General features: G+C 67.7%; 15 protein-coding genes. 6 read left to right on the forward strand and 9 right to left on the reverse strand.

Translation table 11 applies throughout. The features are described 5' to 3' along the window. Positions 1-23: 23 nt before the first annotated feature. Entirely contained in the window at positions 24-1,598 is a 1,575-nt protein-coding gene (locus tag ABZS43_RS09070) for a succinic semialdehyde dehydrogenase (protein ID WP_355035294.1), read from the reverse strand. Between the two features lie 170 nt (positions 1,599-1,768). Between ABZS43_RS09070 and ABZS43_RS09075 the strand changes: the two genes are divergently transcribed. The 3 genes from ABZS43_RS09075 (at position 1,769) to ABZS43_RS09085 (ending at position 4,438) form a co-directional block, all read left to right on the forward strand. Continuing rightward, positions 1,769-2,473, forward strand: a complete 705-nt coding sequence (locus tag ABZS43_RS09075; RefSeq protein WP_355035295.1) for a TetR/AcrR family transcriptional regulator — start codon at positions 1,769-1,771, stop codon at positions 2,471-2,473. Between the two features lie 202 nt (positions 2,474-2,675). Next, complete coding sequence (locus ABZS43_RS09080; protein WP_355035296.1) at positions 2,676-3,923, forward strand: aconitase/3-isopropylmalate dehydratase large subunit family protein; 1,248 nt, start codon at positions 2,676-2,678, stop codon at positions 3,921-3,923. Next, positions 3,923-4,438 carry a hypothetical protein gene (locus tag ABZS43_RS09085; RefSeq protein WP_355035297.1) on the forward strand — a complete coding sequence of 172 codons (516 nt, stop codon included), beginning with the start codon at positions 3,923-3,925 and terminating at the stop codon, positions 4,436-4,438. Before ABZS43_RS09080 ends, ABZS43_RS09085 begins: the two co-directional genes overlap by 1 nt. A gap of 106 nt (positions 4,439-4,544) precedes the next feature. On the opposite strand, the gene ABZS43_RS09090 is transcribed toward ABZS43_RS09085, so the two are convergent. The 5 genes from ABZS43_RS09090 to ABZS43_RS09110 form a co-directional block, all read right to left on the reverse strand. Further along, positions 4,545-4,859 (reverse strand): hypothetical protein, encoded by a 315-nt coding sequence (locus ABZS43_RS09090; RefSeq protein ID WP_355035298.1) that lies wholly within the window; start codon positions 4,857-4,859, stop codon positions 4,545-4,547. Between the two features lie 350 nt (positions 4,860-5,209). Next, positions 5,210-6,148, reverse strand: coding sequence for a short-chain dehydrogenase/reductase (locus tag ABZS43_RS09095; protein WP_355035299.1), 939 nt, complete (start codon positions 6,146-6,148; stop codon positions 5,210-5,212). Next, complete coding sequence (locus ABZS43_RS09100; protein WP_355035300.1) at positions 6,145-7,614, reverse strand: NAD(P)/FAD-dependent oxidoreductase; 1,470 nt, start codon at positions 7,612-7,614, stop codon at positions 6,145-6,147. The genes ABZS43_RS09095 and ABZS43_RS09100 overlap by 4 nt, the downstream gene beginning before the upstream one ends. A gap of 46 nt (positions 7,615-7,660) precedes the next feature. Continuing rightward, positions 7,661-8,722 (reverse strand): PDR/VanB family oxidoreductase, encoded by a 1,062-nt coding sequence (locus tag ABZS43_RS09105; protein ID WP_355035301.1) that lies wholly within the window; start codon positions 8,720-8,722, stop codon positions 7,661-7,663. Further along, complete coding sequence (locus ABZS43_RS09110) at positions 8,719-9,594, reverse strand: metal-dependent hydrolase (protein WP_355035302.1); 876 nt, start codon at positions 9,592-9,594, stop codon at positions 8,719-8,721. Before ABZS43_RS09110 ends, ABZS43_RS09105 begins: the two co-directional genes overlap by 4 nt. Before the next feature lie 112 nt (positions 9,595-9,706). Here ABZS43_RS09110 and ABZS43_RS09115 point away from each other — a divergent pair, with 112 nt between their 5' ends. From ABZS43_RS09115 to ABZS43_RS09125, 3 genes are all read left to right on the forward strand, one after another. Beyond that, positions 9,707-10,405 carry a TetR/AcrR family transcriptional regulator gene (locus tag ABZS43_RS09115; protein ID WP_355035303.1) on the forward strand — a complete coding sequence of 233 codons (699 nt, stop codon included), beginning with the start codon at positions 9,707-9,709 and terminating at the stop codon, positions 10,403-10,405. A 120-nt stretch (positions 10,406-10,525) separates the two neighbouring features. Next, on the forward strand, positions 10,526-10,912 hold the full coding sequence (locus tag ABZS43_RS09120; RefSeq protein ID WP_355035304.1) for a hypothetical protein: 387 nt from the start codon (positions 10,526-10,528) through the stop codon (positions 10,910-10,912). After that, positions 10,912-11,493: a DUF3558 domain-containing protein gene (locus tag ABZS43_RS09125; protein ID WP_355035305.1), complete on the forward strand. Its 582-nt coding sequence runs from the start codon at positions 10,912-10,914 to the stop codon at positions 11,491-11,493. Before ABZS43_RS09120 ends, ABZS43_RS09125 begins: the two co-directional genes overlap by 1 nt. Positions 11,494-11,518: 25 nt before the next feature. Here ABZS43_RS09125 and meaB read toward each other — a convergent pair whose 3' ends face one another. From meaB to ABZS43_RS09140, 3 genes are read right to left on the reverse strand one after another with little or no spacing between them, the layout of a single operon-like run. Then, positions 11,519-12,562: a methylmalonyl Co-A mutase-associated GTPase MeaB gene (gene meaB / locus ABZS43_RS09130; protein WP_355035306.1), complete on the reverse strand. Its 1,044-nt coding sequence runs from the start codon at positions 12,560-12,562 to the stop codon at positions 11,519-11,521. Continuing rightward, a complete protein-coding gene (gene scpA / locus ABZS43_RS09135) occupies positions 12,559-14,835 on the reverse strand; it encodes a methylmalonyl-CoA mutase (protein WP_355035307.1) in 2,277 nt (758 codons plus the stop codon). Before scpA ends, meaB begins: the two co-directional genes overlap by 4 nt. Further along, positions 14,835-16,691, reverse strand: coding sequence for a methylmalonyl-CoA mutase family protein (locus tag ABZS43_RS09140; protein WP_355035308.1), 1,857 nt, complete (start codon positions 16,689-16,691; stop codon positions 14,835-14,837). Before ABZS43_RS09140 ends, scpA begins: the two co-directional genes overlap by 1 nt. Between the last annotated feature and the right edge of the window lie 164 nt (positions 16,692-16,855).

Consider the following 16,855-nt stretch of genomic DNA (forward strand, 5'->3'; position numbering starts at 1 on the left):
ATTCGTTCGGCGGTGCGTGCGGGCTATTTCTGGCGCAGTGTCTTCATGACCGAGAAGTACAGCGTCATCGTCTTGGCCCACAGTTCCTCGGACATACCGGGCAGCGGCGCGATCGGCAGCACGCGCTGCACCGCGATCGTCTGGGTGTCGATGTACTTCAGCAGGCCCTCTGGACCGTGCCGACGCCCGGTTCCGGAGATGCCGAGGCCTCCCGACGGCGCGTCGGAACTGCCCCAGGCCGCGATGAAACCTTCGTTCACATTCACCGATCCGGCGTTGATCCGCGCCGCGACCGCACGCCCCCGGCTCGTATCCTTCGTCCACACACTGGCATTGAGTCCATAGGCCGTGTCGTTGGCCGCCGCGATCGCCTCGTCGTCGCTGCCGACGCGGTAGATCGAGACGACGGGACCGAAGGTCTCTTCCCGGTACACCGTCATCCCCGGGCGCACATCGGCCAGTACCGTCGGCTCGTAGAAATAGGGGCCGAGATCGGGTCGGGCCCGCCCGCCGGCCAGCACGGTCGCGCCCTTCGCGACCGCGTCATCGACGTGCGAACGCACCGTGTCGAGTTGACGCTGGAAGGTCAGCGAACCCATATCGCTGCCGTAATCCAGTGCGCCGCCGAGTTTTATCGCCTTCACATGCTTGACGAACTCGCCGACGAATCGGTCGTACGCGCTGTCGTGCACGTAGATCCGCTCCATCGATTCGCACAGTTGGCCCGCCGAGGCGAAGCAGGCGCGGATGGCGATCTTGGCGGCCCGCGAGATATCGGCGTCGGCCAGCACGAGCAGTGGATTCTTTCCGCCGAGTTCCAGCGAGTAGCCGATCAGCCGTTCCCCGGCCTGCTGGGCGATGGTGCGGCCGGTGGCGCTCGACCCGGTGTAGTCGACGTAATCGGCGCGCGCGATGACCTCGCCACCGATCACCGATCCCCGCCCGAGTACCGCCTGCCACAGCCCGCGCGGGAGTCCGGCGCGCTCGGCGGCGGCGATGGCCCACAGCGCGGTGAGCGCGGTCTGGTTGTCCGGACGCGAGATCACGGCATTACCCGCGACCAGTGCGGGCAGCGCGTCCGAGACCGCCAGTGCGAGGGGGTAATTCCACGGCGAGATGACCGCGACCACGCCCTTGGGACGGTGCCGCACATCGACGCGGGTGAGCACGGGCAGCACACCGCGCGGCTTGCGGTCGGCGAGGAGTTTGCCCGCGACCGAGGCGTAGTACCTGGCGTTCACCGCGACATCGCCGACCTCGTCGAAGGCGTGCGCGCGGGATTTCCCGGTCTCGACCTGCACGATGTCGAGGATGGTCTGCTGCTCGTCGAGGACGATGTCGTGGAAACGGCGCAGCACCGCGATCCGCTCGTGGACCGGGCGCTGCGCCCAGGCGCGCTGGGCCTCGCGCGCCGTGGCGAAGGCGCGTTCGATATCGGCGGTCGACGACTGCGGCAGGTCGGCGATCTTCGCGCCGGTGACGGGGGCGAGCACCTCGACGGCGGGCGCGCCGCCCGCGACGGCGAGGTCGAGCAGGGGCTGCACCAGGGTGGAGGGCAGCGCGGTGGGTTCTGTGGCGAGCCTGCGGGCGGTCGTCATCGGTCGGCCCTCTCATGAAACGGATACGGCTCGGTGGGTCCAGCGGAGTCGCCGAACTGTGCACCTATTTAATGAACACTAGTGTTAGATTAATCCTCGTGTGGCCTCCCGTGTCAAGCTCTCCGGTGTGCACCACAGCCCCGCTGAGCAGGTACCTGTGAGGAATCACCATGTCGCCTAGGGGTTCGGACCCGGCCGAGACCCGTAGCGCACGACGCGGCAGGCCACCGCAGACGCGGCAGCAGGCCGAAGAAGTCCGCGCCAGAATCGTGCGCGCCACCGCCGAGGTGTTCACCCGCACCGGGTCACGGGGACTGAACGTCGCGCAGATCATCGAACAGGCCGGGCTGGCCCGCCCCACCTTCTATCGCTACTTCGGCAATGCGGTGGAACCGCTGCACGTGCTGCTCACCGCCTCCAACGCCGGGCTGGTCGGCGGCATCAGAACCGCGCTGTCCGGCACCGACGAACCCGTCGAACTCGGTATCCGGCTCATCGACGCGTATCTGGACTGGGCGCGCGGCCACGGGGCCATGCTGCGTCCGCTCTTCGCCGAACTACACGATCCGGCATCGCCGGTGTCGGAATATCGGGAACGGGCCTTCGATGATATCCGGGCCTCCGTCCACGACACCTTCGCCGCATTGGGCCGCCCCGCGCCGAGCCAGCTCGATCTCGACGCGGCGCTGCACGTCTGCGAATACGTCGTCTACCGGATCTCCGCCGAGGCGGGCCCCGGAGCCGAGCCCGCACCCGATATCGTCGCCGAGGCCAGGTTGACGATGATTCGCGTGCTGCTGAGCACCCTGGGTACACGAGCCGATCTGGAATACGCGCTCGAACTGCCCGGATTGTTCCCCGACGCGACCGACTGACCGCCCCGTGCGGTCGCGAGACATACGGGGATTCCGGGTTCGGGCGCTTCCGGGGATTCGGCGTCGGAAGACCGCGCGCCGACCGGATTCCCCCGCGCTGGTTCGCTGTCGACGGCGTCGTTCGATCGAGCGGCGCGGGCGTGGTCGACGTACCCTGAGTTCGACGCGGAAACCGTCGTCGCGATCGTCGAAAAGGGTAGAGATGGCAGGACCGACGTACAACATCCTGGCCGCGCTGACCGGACGACCGGTCGTCGAAGGCGAGGTTGTCACCGTGGATGTCTCCCGCGTCATGGCGCACGACGGCTCCGGGCCGGTGGTGGCGCAGGCGCTGAACCGCCACGGCATCACCGAGTTGGCCGCGGCCGATCGGACCGTGTTCGTCTTCGATCATCACTACCCGCCGATCACCGAGCGAGAGGCCGACCTCCAAGCCCAGGCTCGTCGGTTCGCCGAGAGCAACGGCATCCCCGTATACGCCGGAGCGGGTATAGCGCATCAACTCTTACCGGAACTCGGCCTGATCGCGCCGGGTACCGTCATGGTCGGTGGCGACTCGCACACCTGCACCGGCGGCGCGTTCGGCGCGCTCGCGATCGGATTCGGCGCCACCGACGTCGCGGCGGTACTCGCGACCGGACGGTTGTGGTTGGAAGTGCCGGGAGTGCTACGGGTCGGTTTGACCGGATCCCTCGGAAACGGCACCACCGCACAAGATTTAGCGTTGGCCATCACCACCGAGGTCGGGATGGGCGGGGCCATCGGCATGGTGGTGGAATTCGTAGGCCCGGCGATCGCCGAACTGTCGGTGGCCGACCGGATGAAACTGTCCAATCACGCGGTGGAAATGGGCGCCGTGACCGGGGTGTTCCCAGTGGACGCCACGGTCCTCGCCTGGCTCGCGGAGCGCGGCGCCGACCTCACCCACGCCGATCGCGCGGTGGACGGCGACGACCCGTGGGATCTGACCGTCGACCTCGGCGATGTCGTCCCGACGCTGGCTCGGCCGTCCCGCCCCGATCGCACCGTGGCGGCGAGCGATCTCGAACCGATCGAGGTGAACCAGGTGTTCATCGGTTCTTGTGCGGGCGGGCGACTCGAGGATCTGCACGAGGCCGTACAGGTACTCGGCGGGCAGAAGGTGCACCCCGATGTGCGACTGCTGGTCGGCCCGGCCTCCGCCGAGGTCTATCAGCGTGCCGTCGAGGACGGGTCGATCGCCCGACTGACGGCGGCCGGGGCCACCGTCCTGCCGCCCGGCTGCGGGGCGTGTCTGGGCCGCCTCGGCACGCTCGCGGCCGGGGAGGTCGCGGTGTCGACGCAGAATCGCAATTTCGTCGGACGCTGCGGAAGCGCCGAATCGGAGGTCTATCTCGGTTCGCCGACCACAGCGGCCAACGCGGCACTGAGCGGCCGGGTCGGCAGCGCTATCGACGCGAGCAGTCGATGATGGATTCGATCGCTGGACGCGTCTTCCGTATGCCGGACAACCTGACCGACAACGTCGACACCGACCTGATCCTGCCCGGTGCCTACCTCCGGATTCCGGAGCACGAACTGGGCGATTACGCCTTCCACGGGGTTCTCCCCGGGTTCCGGGATCGCCTCGCCGGACGCACGGTTCTGGTGAGCGGGCGCAACTTCGGATGCGGCTCCAGCCGGGAGCAGGCCCCGAAAGCCCTGCTGGGCTGCGGGGTTCGGCTCATCATCGCCGAAAGTTTCGGCAATATCTTCTACCGGAACTGCTTCAACCTCGGCATCGTACTGGTGCGAGTACCCGGCGCCGCGAGCCATCCGCTGTTCGCCGACGATGTCGAGGTGCGCGCTGATCTCGCGTCGGGAGCCCTGCACGGCCCCAACGGAAGCCTGAGCACCGAGCCGCTACCGAACCATCTGCGGTCGATCGTCGGCGCGGGCGGAATCTTGACGTTGCTGAGTCGGGATCCCGCCGCGTTGCGGCGATGACGGCTGAGCGGTGTCGCGGCCCGACACCCCTCCCATGCGCGGGCCCGACGTCTGATCAATCGCGAGGAGCGACTGCGTATTACACGACAGCCGACGGCGAAACATGCTACTGCTGGTCGCGTTGCTCGCGCAGCCGCGCGAGCTGCTCACGCAGCCGCGCATACCCCTCGTCCAGTTCACGACTCCGAGCGGCGCGTTCCTCCGGTGAGAAGGTTTCCGGCGGCGTGGCCGGCGGCCGCGCCAGCCACGCGTCCCAGGCTTCGACTACCAGCCCCGCGACTATCCCTACGATCCCTGCAACAGCCAGAACCCATCCTGGCCAGACCAGCCAAGGCTCCGCGGACCATTTGTCAGCCCACCTCAGCATCGAGGTCCCGATAAACACCGACACAAACGCCGCCCCAAACAATCGCGCGTCCATCAATCACCACGTACTGCCAGTTCGAAACATCAGCCTGTATCGAGGGTAAGTCCGATCACCAGGGCGGGCTACCAAGGAACGAGCCGGCTAGGCAGATCCGGGTGGCTGTCTACGTCCCCACGCGGGGGGGAATTCCCAAGGGGGCTGGATTGAATGAAGTGCCGATGCCGACGGCGGTGAGGCATGAGACGACGACCGTGACCGCCACACTGATCGCGGCCTCCATGATGAATCGGTGCGCGACCCGAAGCATTCGACGGCAAACGCGTCGCGGATCTCGACGCGTACTACCACCGAAGCGAGGCGATCAACCGCCCCCAGGGTACCGGCACGATCGAACAGGGCACGAATCAGTCGCTTGACCCGGTGACTCCCGCACGCTGTGCGAGGACTCGCTTCTCCACCCGCTGGATCAGATCCTTCACCCGCGCGTCGCGAGTCAGGCGATCATCGAGCACCACGTTGATCGCCCCGCGCAGTAGGGCGTAGGGCTCCCACTGGATCGGCGCGATGGTGCGCGGGGCGCGGCGCACGATGCCATCGGCCACCGAGGCGGCGGCCTCGCGCGCGGAGATGCGGCGGTTCAGCGGCCACGGCAGCAATTCGCCCACCGCGCGGCCCAATTCGTCGTCGTCGAGGGTTCCGTGCGTCATCGCGGTGTCGACGATGCCGAAGTACGCGACGCCCGCGGTCGCGCCCGCCGCCGCGAGTTCCACCCGCAGCGCGCGGCCGAATTGTTCGACGGCGGCCTTGGTCGTCATATAGGGGGATCCGGCCATTCCCGGCGCGAAGGCGGCGGCCGAGGATACGACGACGACGTGTCCGCCCACGTCGATGACATGCGGCAGCGCCGGATGCACCGTGTTGAAGACGCCGACCAGATTGATGGCGACGACGCGATCGAAGACGGCCGGGTCCATGGTCGCGATCGTCGCGGGTTCGGGCACCACCCCGGCATTGGCGACGACCACATCGATCCGCCCGAACGCCGCGTACACCTGGTCGACGGCCGCGCGCATGGCCGCCCGGTCGGCGACATCGGCGGTGACGGCCAGCGCGCGGTCACCCAATTGCGACGCGGCGAGCGAGGCTGCGGCGCCGTCGATATCGAGTATCGCCACGCGCGCGCCCCTGTCGTACAGATCCTCGGCCAGCGCCCGCCCGATCCCGGTGGCGGCGCCGGTGATCAGCGCGACCTTCCCGCGCGGGTCGAGCGTGCCCGCGCCCTGCGACACCGACGGCACCGCCGCGAGTAGTTTGCGCGCGGACAACAGGTCCGTCAGGTTCATCGCACGCTCAATTCATAGGATTCGGCGTCGAAACGCCTGGTGCGGCGGCGATATTCGAAACTCCAGTTCGGGTACAGCCCGGAATTGTGGCCGTCGGCCGTCTGGTAGTAACTGCGGCAGCCGCCGGTCAGCCATGCGGTCTCGCGGCTGCGTTCGGCGACCTCGTCCAGGAAGGCGCTCTGCACGTCGCGCCTGACTTCGACACGGCCGAATCCCTTGTCGCGCATGGTCCGCAACGCGTCGACGATGTAGTGCAACTGTGCCTCGATCATATAGATCGCGGACTGATTCCCCGCTGCCCCGAAGGGGCCGAGCGTGCAGAAGAAGTTCGGGAAGCCCGCGATGGCCGCGCCGAGGTAACTGCTTGGCCGCCGGTGATAGTGGTCGGCGATGGACTGTCCGTCCGCGCCGTGGATCCGCGCGAAAGCCCCTGCGGGCATGCTGAATCCGGTCCCCCAGATGAGGGTGTCCACCGGATGCTCGACGCCGTCGGCGGTGACGATCGAATGCGGCCGGATCTCTCGGATACCCTCGGTGACCACCTCGACATTGGGCTGGGTGAGGGCGGGGAAATAGGTATCGGAGAAGATCGCGCGCTTACAACCGATGACGTAGTCGGGGGTGAGTTTGCGACGGAGTTCCGGATCGCGCACCTGGCGCAGCAATTGCAATTTCGACAAGGTCTCGTAGGGGTGCCTGAACCGTTTGTCGACGAAGCCGACCAGCCCGAATCCCTCGATACCCGCGTAGAACGCGCCGCGAATCGCCTTGCCGAGCAAGGGTATCCGGCGCAACGCGGCCCGCTCCACACCGGTGGTGGTTCGGTCGAGTCTCGAGACGATCCACGGCGCGGAACGCTGGAAGACCGTCAACGAGCCGACCACCGGCTGGATCTCCGGAATGAACTGCACCGCCGACGCACCGGTGCCGATGACGGCTACCCGTTCGCCGGTCAGATCATGTCCGTGATCCCAGTGCAGGGAGTGGAACTGTGTGCCCGCGAAGGTGTCGCGCCCAGGCAACGCCGGTATCTGCGCCTCACTGAAGGGCCCGACGGCCGAGATCAGGATATCGGCGGTGAGTTCACCGCGACCGGTGCGCAACTGCCAACGATTCTCCGATTCCCGCCACCGCGCCTCCTCGAGGTCGGCGCCGAAACGGATATACCGCTGGACGTCGTGTTCGTCGGCGACACCGCGCAGGTAGGCGAGGATTTCCGGTTGGGTGCCGTAGGTGCGCGACCAGTCGGGATTCGGCGCGAACGAGTACGAATACAGATGCGAGGGAACGTCGCAGGCCGCACCGGGATAGGTGTTCGCCCGCCAGGTGCCGCCGAGATCGTCGGCGCGTTCGAGTATGAGGAAATCCTCGAATCCGGCTTCGCGCAATTTCACCGCGAGCCCGATCCCAGCGATGCCGGCCCCGATGACGGCGATCGAGACGTGTTCGGGAATATCAACGGCCATGGCAGCCAAGTCCTTTCCGGCGCGAGCATCATCGCTCGCCGAGCAACTACAGGTCGAGCGTGAGTTCGCCACCGCGTGAGCGTGATACGCAAATGAGCATCGAGTCGGGCCGATCGGCGTCGGAGAGCAGCCGGTCTCGGTGCTCGACCGTGCCGTCGAGCACCCCGACCTTGCAGGTTCCGCAGAAGCCCTGCTGACAGGAGTAGGCGACCCCCGGCACGACCCGCCGAATGGCGTTGAGCGCGGACTCCTCCGCGCCGACCCGCACGGTGCGGCCGGTGCGGGTCAGCGCGACATCGAATTCGACCCCGTCGCGCACGGGAAGCGCGGAGAAACGCTCGGTATGCAGCGCGACGGCCGGGTCGAGGGCGGCCACCCGCGCGCACGCCGCGTCCATCAGGGCCGGCGGACCGCAGACATACACCGAGGTATCCGCCCGCACCGACTCGACGAGATCCGCGGGTGCCGCGACGCCGAATTCGTCGTCGGGTCGCACCACCAGTTCCCCGCCGCGCAGCCGCGACAGTTCGGCGAGAAACGGCATACTCGCCCGCGAGCGACCCACGTACACCAGCCGCCACGGGATGCCGGCGCGCGCGGCCTCGGCCACCATCGGCAGGATCGGCGTGATACCGATTCCGCCCGCGACGAACAGATACGATCCGGCGGCGATGAACGGGAAAGCGTTGCGGGGTCCGCGAATTCGTAGCGGGTCACCCGCACGCAGCGTGTCGTGCACCTCCACCGATCCGCCGCCGCCGTCCGCGATGCGACGCACCGCGATCCGGTAGCTCGCGCGATCGGCCGGGTCTCCGTTGAGCGAATACTGCCGCTGCCTGCCCGAAGGCAGGAATACGTCGAGGTGCGCGCCCGGGGTCCACGCGGGAAGCAACTCGCGCCGCGGATCGCGCAGCGTCAGGCGGACCACATCGTCGGCCACGGTCTCGACGCGGTCGATCACCACGGTGCGGTCGTATCCGCTGCGGCGTACCGGACTCGGACGCGAAAGCACTCGCGCCGCCGGGGCTTCCACGAAAACCGTCTTGTAGGCGTCCATCGCGGACGCCAGCAGGCGCACCCCGGTGCCAGGCCGGAACCCCTCGCTCACGACACTCCGCCTCGCGCGGCGGGCGACTGCGCGAGGTAGCGCAGCGCGTTATCCATCGGCCCCAGCTGGGAGGGATGGAAACCGGGGCGCAGATAGCGCGGGATCTCGGTGAAGAAGGTCGTCAGACTCGGGACGACACCGCGCACCGACGCGCTCGCCAACTGCAACGGCCACCACCGGCCCTTGCTCGGCTCCGGATCACGATGGAACAGGTAGCCGCCGGAGGCGACGAACAGGGCGACCAGACCCACACTCGCGATCATGGCCTGCCGCGCCTTCCTGGCGTAGCCGCCGTCGACGTACATGTAGGCGTCGTAGACCACACTGCGGTGTTCGACCTCTTCGGCGCCGTGCCAGCGGATCAGGTCGAGCATCGCCGGATGCATGCCGGCCGATTCGAGTTTGTCGTTGGTGAGCAGCCATTCGCCGATCACCGCGGTGTAATGCTCCATCCCCGCGAACAGCGCGAGCCGCTCGCACAGCCACGCGTGCTTGGCGCGACCGGTGAGCCCGTGATCGCCGAGCATCCGGTCGGTCATCCAGGACATCAGCTCGACCATCGGGCCGACGTCGAGCCCGAGCCGTTCCAGCTGCTTGCGCGCCTGCTCGTGCGAACTCGCGTGCATGGATTCCTGGCCGATGAACCCGCGCACCTCCTCGGCGAGGCGCTCGTCGGAGATCAGCGGCAGCGCCTCGGCCAGCGCCTGCGCCATGGCACGCTCCCCCTCGGGAAGTACCAGGTGCATCACGTTGATCATGTGCGTCGCCATGACCTCGCCCGGTATGTAGTGCATGGGCACCGAGTCGAAATCGAAGCTGACATCACGGGCGTGGATGGCATGCGCCTGATCGGTATATGCAGCGGAACCCATCGGATGGTCCTCACGTCTCGTCGATGAAACCGGACTCTCGAAATGTATTTCTGAAATCACGTGATGTCAACATCAGATGATGTCAACTTCCGGATATGAGAAGATCAGCAGTATGGTCGCCGAATCGGACGCAACCCAGCCCGGCACCCGACGCTGGCGCGGGCTGGCCCCCGCCGAGCGAGTCACCGCGCGCCGCGAACAGCTGATCACCGCGGGCATCGAGCTGATGGGCACCGTCGGCGCGGGCGAAACCTCCATGCGCGGCGTCTGCCGCCAAGCCGGACTCACCGAGCGCTACTTCTACGAGAGTTTCCCCAACCTCGACGCCCTGATGACCACCGTGCTGGAGACCGTGGTGCTCGCGGCGCGCGACAGCCTCCTCGACGCCCTCACCACCGCGCCCATCGATCGTGACGCCATGTTCCAGTACTGCGTCGCGGCGTTCACCGATTTCCTCACCGAGGATCGCCGCCGCGGCCGGATCATGTTCGTGGAATCGCAGGCCACCCCGGCGCTCACCGCACGCGCCGACGAACTCATCGAATTGTTCACCGCGCCCATCGCATTGACGATCGGCGCGGGCGATTACCGCAACCGCGCACCGGACCACACCGACAGCGTCCTCAACGCCAACGCGATCTTCGGATCGCTGGCCTACCTGTACCGGCCCTGGCTGACCGGATCGATCGCGGTATCGCGGGAACGGTTCGACGAACACGCCGCACGGCTGCTGACCAGTATCGCGCTCGTCCGTTCCTCGCCGCCCGAACCCCCGTCCCGGAAACCGGGGGTGCGGGAATCGGAGTTCTAGCGGTCCGCGGGTCGAATCCGAATCGCACGATACGACCGGCCGGATCTGTGTTTCGATGGAACCGTTCTCCGGGCGCGTGCGTCTCTATGGGCAAACGCGACTAGTGGAAGGGGCGACCTGATGGCCGTGGAGAGCCCGTTCGGGGCATTCATCGAGGACGCGAAGTCGGGGGCGTTGACAGTGCGGATGGAACCGCAGGCCTTCCTCGATCTCGACAAGGCCTGCGAGGATCTGATTCTCGATCTGTCCCTGGCCCAGAACGACGCGCGCGCCCTCGGCGAACGCGCGACCTGGGGGCTCGGCGAGGATGTCGCACGGCTGTCGTCGGCGCGCGAATTGGTCACCCTGTTCAAGGAGAAGGCGTTCGGCGGTCCCAACAACGCCTATGACACCCTGGCCGACTACATCGCCGTCGCCCGCGATATCCAGTCGCTGCTCACGACGATTCGCGAGACCTACGAGCGCACCGACGAGGATTTCGCGCGCAGGCTCAGGGAGATTCGGTAGTGACCCGTCGAGACCGTCGGCGGTGGGCAGCCGGGCTCGGCGTGCTCGCCCTCTCGCTTGCCCTCACCTCGTGCGGCGAGGCCGGCACAGCCATGCCGACCACGCCCCCGCCGGTCACGACCACCACCGCGGTGGGGGCATCATCGAGCGCGGGTTCGGGCTCCATCGGTTTCGACCCGTGCGCCGCGTTGACGCCCCAGTTCCTGGCACAGCACCGCTGGGATGCTCGCGCACCGCAGCCACGGCTGGACAATTCCGGCGGCTCCACCTGGAAAGGGTGCCTCTACGTCGCCGCGAGTTCCTACACCTTCCGCGTGCAGACCACCGACACGACCCTCGCCGCGGTGCGCGAGAAATTCCCCTCGGCCACCGCGACCACCATCAGCGGGCGAAAGGCGCTGCGGTACGAGGCGCGTCCCGATGTCCCCGGCGGCTGCACCGTCAATATCGAGATGAAATCCGGTTCGCTCTTCATCCTGGTGGACGACCCGCGCGGCACGCATCCACGCGGACTGTCGCCCTGTGACAACGTCACCGAAATAGCCGAAGCGGTGGGGCCGCTGCTTCCCACGGGCAGTTGACGACGACACCCGCTGATACCCCGACTCAGGAACCGTCGAACGCGTCCAGGATCTGCTGTGCGGCAAGAGCCGCGGTGAGGGTGCCTTCGCGAACCTGCTTTTCGACCTGGGCGCGAAGGGATTTCACCCGCGGATTGTCGGCGAGACGGCGCAGCAACTGGTCGTGCACCATGGTCCAGGTCCAGTCGACCTGCTGACGGCGGCGCTTCTCGTCGAATTCGCCCGCGTCGGTGAGGACCCGGCGATGCTCGAGGACGGTGTCCCAGAACTTGTCCAGGCCGACACCTTCCAGCCCGCTCATGGTGAGAACCGGTGGGCGCCACAGCGCGTCGTGCGGGTGGATCAGCCGCAGCGCGCCCGCGAGTTCGCGGGCCGCGGCCTTCGCCTCGATCTCGTGTTTGCCGTCGGCCTTGTTCACCGCGACCAGGTCGGCGAGTTCGAGCACGCCTTTCTTGATGCCCTGCAACTGATCCCCGGTGCGGGCCAGGGTCAGGAAGCAGAAGACGTCGACCATATCGGCGACGGTGACCTCGGACTGCCCGACGCCGACCGTCTCCACCAGGATCACGTCGTAACCCGCGGCCTCGAGCAGCACGATGGTTTCGCGGGTGGCCTTGGCCACGCCGCCCAGCGTGCCCGCGGTCGGCGAGGGCCGGATGAAGGCGTCGCGTTCCACCGACAGCCGCGCCATCCGGGTCTTGTCGCCGAGGATGGATCCGCCGGTGCGGGTGGAGGACGGGTCGACGGCCAGTACCGCCACCCGATGTCCCTTGGCGATCAGGTACATGCCGAGCGCGTCGATGAACGTCGACTTGCCGACACCGGGAACACCGGTGATGCCGACACGATTGGACACCACGGTGCTCGCCGAACCCTGCACCTCCGGGGTGAGTTTCAGCAGCAGCCGCTGCGCCAACTCCCGGTGGTCGGCCCTGGTCGACTCCACCAGGGTGATGGCCCGCGCCAGGGCGGCCCGCTCGTTGTCGCGGACCGCCTCGGCGAGTGCGTCGACATCGATCGCACGGCGCGTGGCCGCCCGCTGCGGGGCGGCCGAACCCGCTTCGCTCATTCGGCTGTGGCGGAGTCCGCGCCGTGGCTGTCGCTGTGGCCGAGCGCGACGCTGAGCTTCTTCAGCAGGTCGATCGCCGCGTCGGCGATGACGGTGCCGGGTGGGAAGATCGCGGCCGCGCCCGCCTCGTAGAGCTCCTCGAAATCGCCGGGCGGGATGACGCCGCCGACGACGATCATGATGTCGGGACGACCGACATCGGCCAGTGCCTGCCGCAAGGCGGGCACCAGCGTGAGGTGGCCTGCCGCGAGCGAGTTGACACCGACGACGTGCACGTCGTTATCGGCCGCCTGCTGCGCCACCTCTTCGGGAGTCTGGAACAGCGGGCCCACGTCGACGTCGAAGCCGAGGTCGGCGAAGGCGGTGGCGATCACCTTCTGTCCTCGATCGTGCCCGTCCTGACCCATTTTCGCGACGAGGATACGCGGGCGGCGACCTTCGGCCTCCGCGAATTCCTCGATGAGCGCACTGGCCGTGGTGATGTTGGTGACCTTCCCTGCCGCGTCGCGGTACACACCGGACAGAGTACGGATCTCGGCCTGATGCCTGCCGTAGACCTTCTCCAGCGCGTCGGAGATCTCGCCGACGGTGGCCTTGGCGCGCGCGGCGTCGATCGCGAGGGCGAGCAGATTGTTCCGCATACCGCCCTCCGAAGAGGCCGCCGCACGGGTCAATTCGCTCAGCGCCCGCTCGACGGCGGCCGAATCCCGCTCCGCGCGCAGCCGCCGCAACTTCTCGATCTGCTCGGCACGCACGCGGGAGTTCTCGACCTTGAGTACCTCGACCTGCTGATCCTGTTCGACCTGGTACTTGTTCACGCCGATCACCGGCTGCTGCCCGGTGTCGATGCGGGCCTGGGTGCGCGCGGCGGCTTCTTCGATGCGCAGCTTGGGGATGCCCTCGCCGATGGCCTGGGCCATACCGCCGTGCGCCTCCACCTCGGCGATATGCGCCCGAGCCCGGTCGGCCAGCTGGTGGGTGAGCCATTCGACGTAGTACGAACCGCCCCACGGGTCGATCGGCCGAGTGGTGTTGGACTCCTGCTGGATCAACAGCTGGGTATTGCGGGCGATGCGCGCGGAGAAATCCGTCGGCAGCGCGAGCGCCTCGTCGAGGGCGTTGGTGTGCAGCGACTGGGTGTGGCCCTGGGTCGCGGCCATCGCCTCGATGCAGGTGCGCGCCACATTGTTGTAGGCGTCCTGGGCGGTCAGGGACCAGCCGGAAGTCTGCGAATGGGTGCGCAGCGACAGCGATTTCGCGCTCTTGGGGTTGAACTTCGCGACCAGCTCACTCCAGAGCAGCCGTCCCGCACGGAGTTTGGCGACCTCCATGAAGAAGTTCATGCCGATGGCCCAGAAGAAGGACAGCCGCGGCGCGAACTTGTCCACCTCCATACCCGCCTCGATACCGGCCCGGATGTATTCCACGCCGTCGGCGAGGGTGTAGGCCAATTCCAGGTCGGCGGTCGCGCCCGCCTCCTGAATGTGGTAGCCGGAGATGGAGATCGAGTTGAACTTCGGCATCTTCGTGCTGGTGTAGGCGAAGATGTCGGAGATGATCCGCATCGATGGCTTGGGCGGGTAGATGTAGGTGTTGCGGACCATGAACTCCTTCAGAATGTCGTTCTGAATGGTTCCGGCCAGTTGTTCGGGCGTGACGCCCTGCTCCTCGGCGGCCACGACGTAGAGGGCGAGAATCGGCAGCACCGCGCCGTTCATCGTCATCGACACCGAAACCTGGTCCAGCGGAATGTGATCGAAGAGCTGACGCATATCGAGGATCGAATCGATGGCGACACCGGCCATGCCCACGTCGCCCTGCACCCGCGGGTGGTCGGAGTCGTAACCGCGGTGCGTCGCCAGGTCGAAGGCCACCGAGAGACCCTTCTGGCCCGCCTGCAGATTGCGGCGGTAGAAGGCATTGGAATCGGCGGCGGTGGAGAAGCCCGCGTACTGGCGGATCGTCCACGGCTGGTTCACGTACATGGTCGGGTACGGACCGCGCAGGAACGGCGCGACACCGGGCACGCTGTCGAGCGGATAGCCCTCGGCCGCGATGGCGTCCCGATCGGCCTTGGTGAACACCGGCGGCACGTCGATGCCCTCGGGGGTCGCCCAGACCAACTGATCGGGGGTGTAGTGATTGGCTTCGGCCGCCTCGGCGACGAATTCCTTCACCTGCGCGGCATCCACCGCGGCGGGTTCCGGGGCGCGCTCGTGCAGCGGCACCTCCGCGAAACTGCCGATCACATGTTCGACTTCGCGCGTAGTCATCAGGCTCCCACCTTCTCCAGCAGGCCGGACAGTGCCGCGACCGCGTCGATCTTCGCGGCGAGGTATCCGTCCGGGCGCTGTGTCTCACTCAGTTCGGCGACCGCCTTCGCCGCACCGGCCAGCAGTACCGTGTCGACACCGGCCGCGCGCAGGGCCTCGACGGCCGCGCCCGCGTCGGTGCCGTAACGCTTGTCCGAGCCGCACAGCACCGCGATCGTGGCGCCCGATTCGGTTGCCGCGGCGCCGATTCCGTCCGCCTCGAGCGGTCCGGGGTTGATCGATTCGATACCGCCGGAGGCCAGCAGGTTCGCGATGAAGGTGACCCGCACATTGTGTTCGGCCACCGTGCCGAGCGGCACCAGCAGCGCCGTCGGCCGCGCACCGGTAGCCGCCAGGTAGGCATCGGAACGGTTGCGCAGTTGCTCGAACGCCGCGCCGTAGCGGGTGGCGAGGCCACTCTCGCGGGCCGCTTCCGAGAGCGGCTTCTCGGCCAGATTCGGGAATTCGTTCACTCCCGTGACCGCGGTCTTGCGGTGTGCGACATCGGCATCGCGCGCCGCCCTGGTCTCGGCGATCCGCTCGGCGAGCAGACCCGAGTCCAATGCGGCCAGATAGCCGCCCGCGGCCTCGAGTTCGCGCATGAACTCCCACGCCTTCTCCGCGAGAGCGGCGGTGAGATCCTCGACATACCAGGAGCCCGCGCCGGGATCCTGGACATGTCCGAGACGCGATTCCTCGAGCAGCAGTAGCTGGGTATTGCGCGCCATGCGGTCGGAGAACGCTTTCGAGACGCCCAGCTCACCGGCGGGTAGCGCGGAATCGAAGGGCAGCACCGTCACGGTGTCCGCGCCGCCGACTCCAGCACCGAAGGCCGCCAGCGTGGTGCGCAGCAGATTCACCCACGGGTCACGCTGGGTCATCATGGCCGCCGAGGTCACCGCGTGCTGGGGCGCGGCACCGAACGCGGGCGCGCCGCACACGTGCGCCACCCGAGCCCAGAGCTGGCGCGCGGCACGGAATTTCGCGATGGTCGCGAACTGGTCGTCGGTCGCGGCGTAGCGGAATTCCAACTGGCCGAGCACATCCGCGATATCGCGGCCGGGACTGAGCGCCCGCAGGTATTCCAGGCCCGCGGCCACCGCCGCGCCCAGTTCCTGGGCATCGGAAGCGCCGGCGTCGTGGAAGACGGTGCCGTCCACCGTGATCGCGCGCACCGTCTCCGGTCGTGCGATCGCCTGGTCGGCGAGGGTCAGCGTCTCCGGCAGTCCGGCGTCGTCGATTCCGGCGTAGCGGCTCGTCAGCGGGGCCGCGCCGAGGGCGACCGTGATCGCCTGCCGGTCCGGCGTCTTGTACTCGTCGAGCACCGCGAAAACCCGCGTGGCGGCCTCGCTGACAGCAGCGCCCGCGCTCAGGGTGAGCGGCGCGAGTTCGAAGAGCAGTCCGGCGAGCGCGGTCGGCAACTGCGCCACCGGCACCCCGCGCTCCCCCGCGACGATCCACGCCGCGCTGTGACCGTTCTCCAAACCGAACAGGAGTTCCCTGTTGGCCGCGCTCGCATCGGCCTCGGTGACAGGCGCGGTCACATACCAGCCGCGATGCACGTCACGGGTCGCGTCGCGACCGCGCACGTAGGGGAACGCTCCGGGCAGCGGCTGCTCCGGCAACTCGTCTCGACGGGTGTACAAAGGGGCGACGGTGAGTCCGTCGTAGGTGGTCTCCGCGAGCAGGCGCTCGGGCTCCTCCGGCAATTCGGCGACCTCGACCCGACGGGCCTTCGCCAGCACACCGGCCACTCCCTTACGCCATGCGGCGTACTCCGGCACCGGCTCCGCGGCCGGCTCTGAAGCAATCGGCACTGCTTTCCCTCTTCCACTCGAGATGGCGCACCCACTGTGCGCACCCATTACCGAAGCATTCGCCCAGCTCAGCAAGCACTTCGGTTAACGAGCATTCGTCCCGTTTCCTTTGATGCTAGCGGCAGCGGCGTCGACGGTTGATCCTGGCCGCCACTACCAACCGG

Origin of the sequence: Nocardia sp. NPDC005366 (genome assembly GCF_040606855.1) — a bacterium.
GTDB lineage: Bacteria > Actinomycetota > Actinomycetes > Mycobacteriales > Mycobacteriaceae > Nocardia.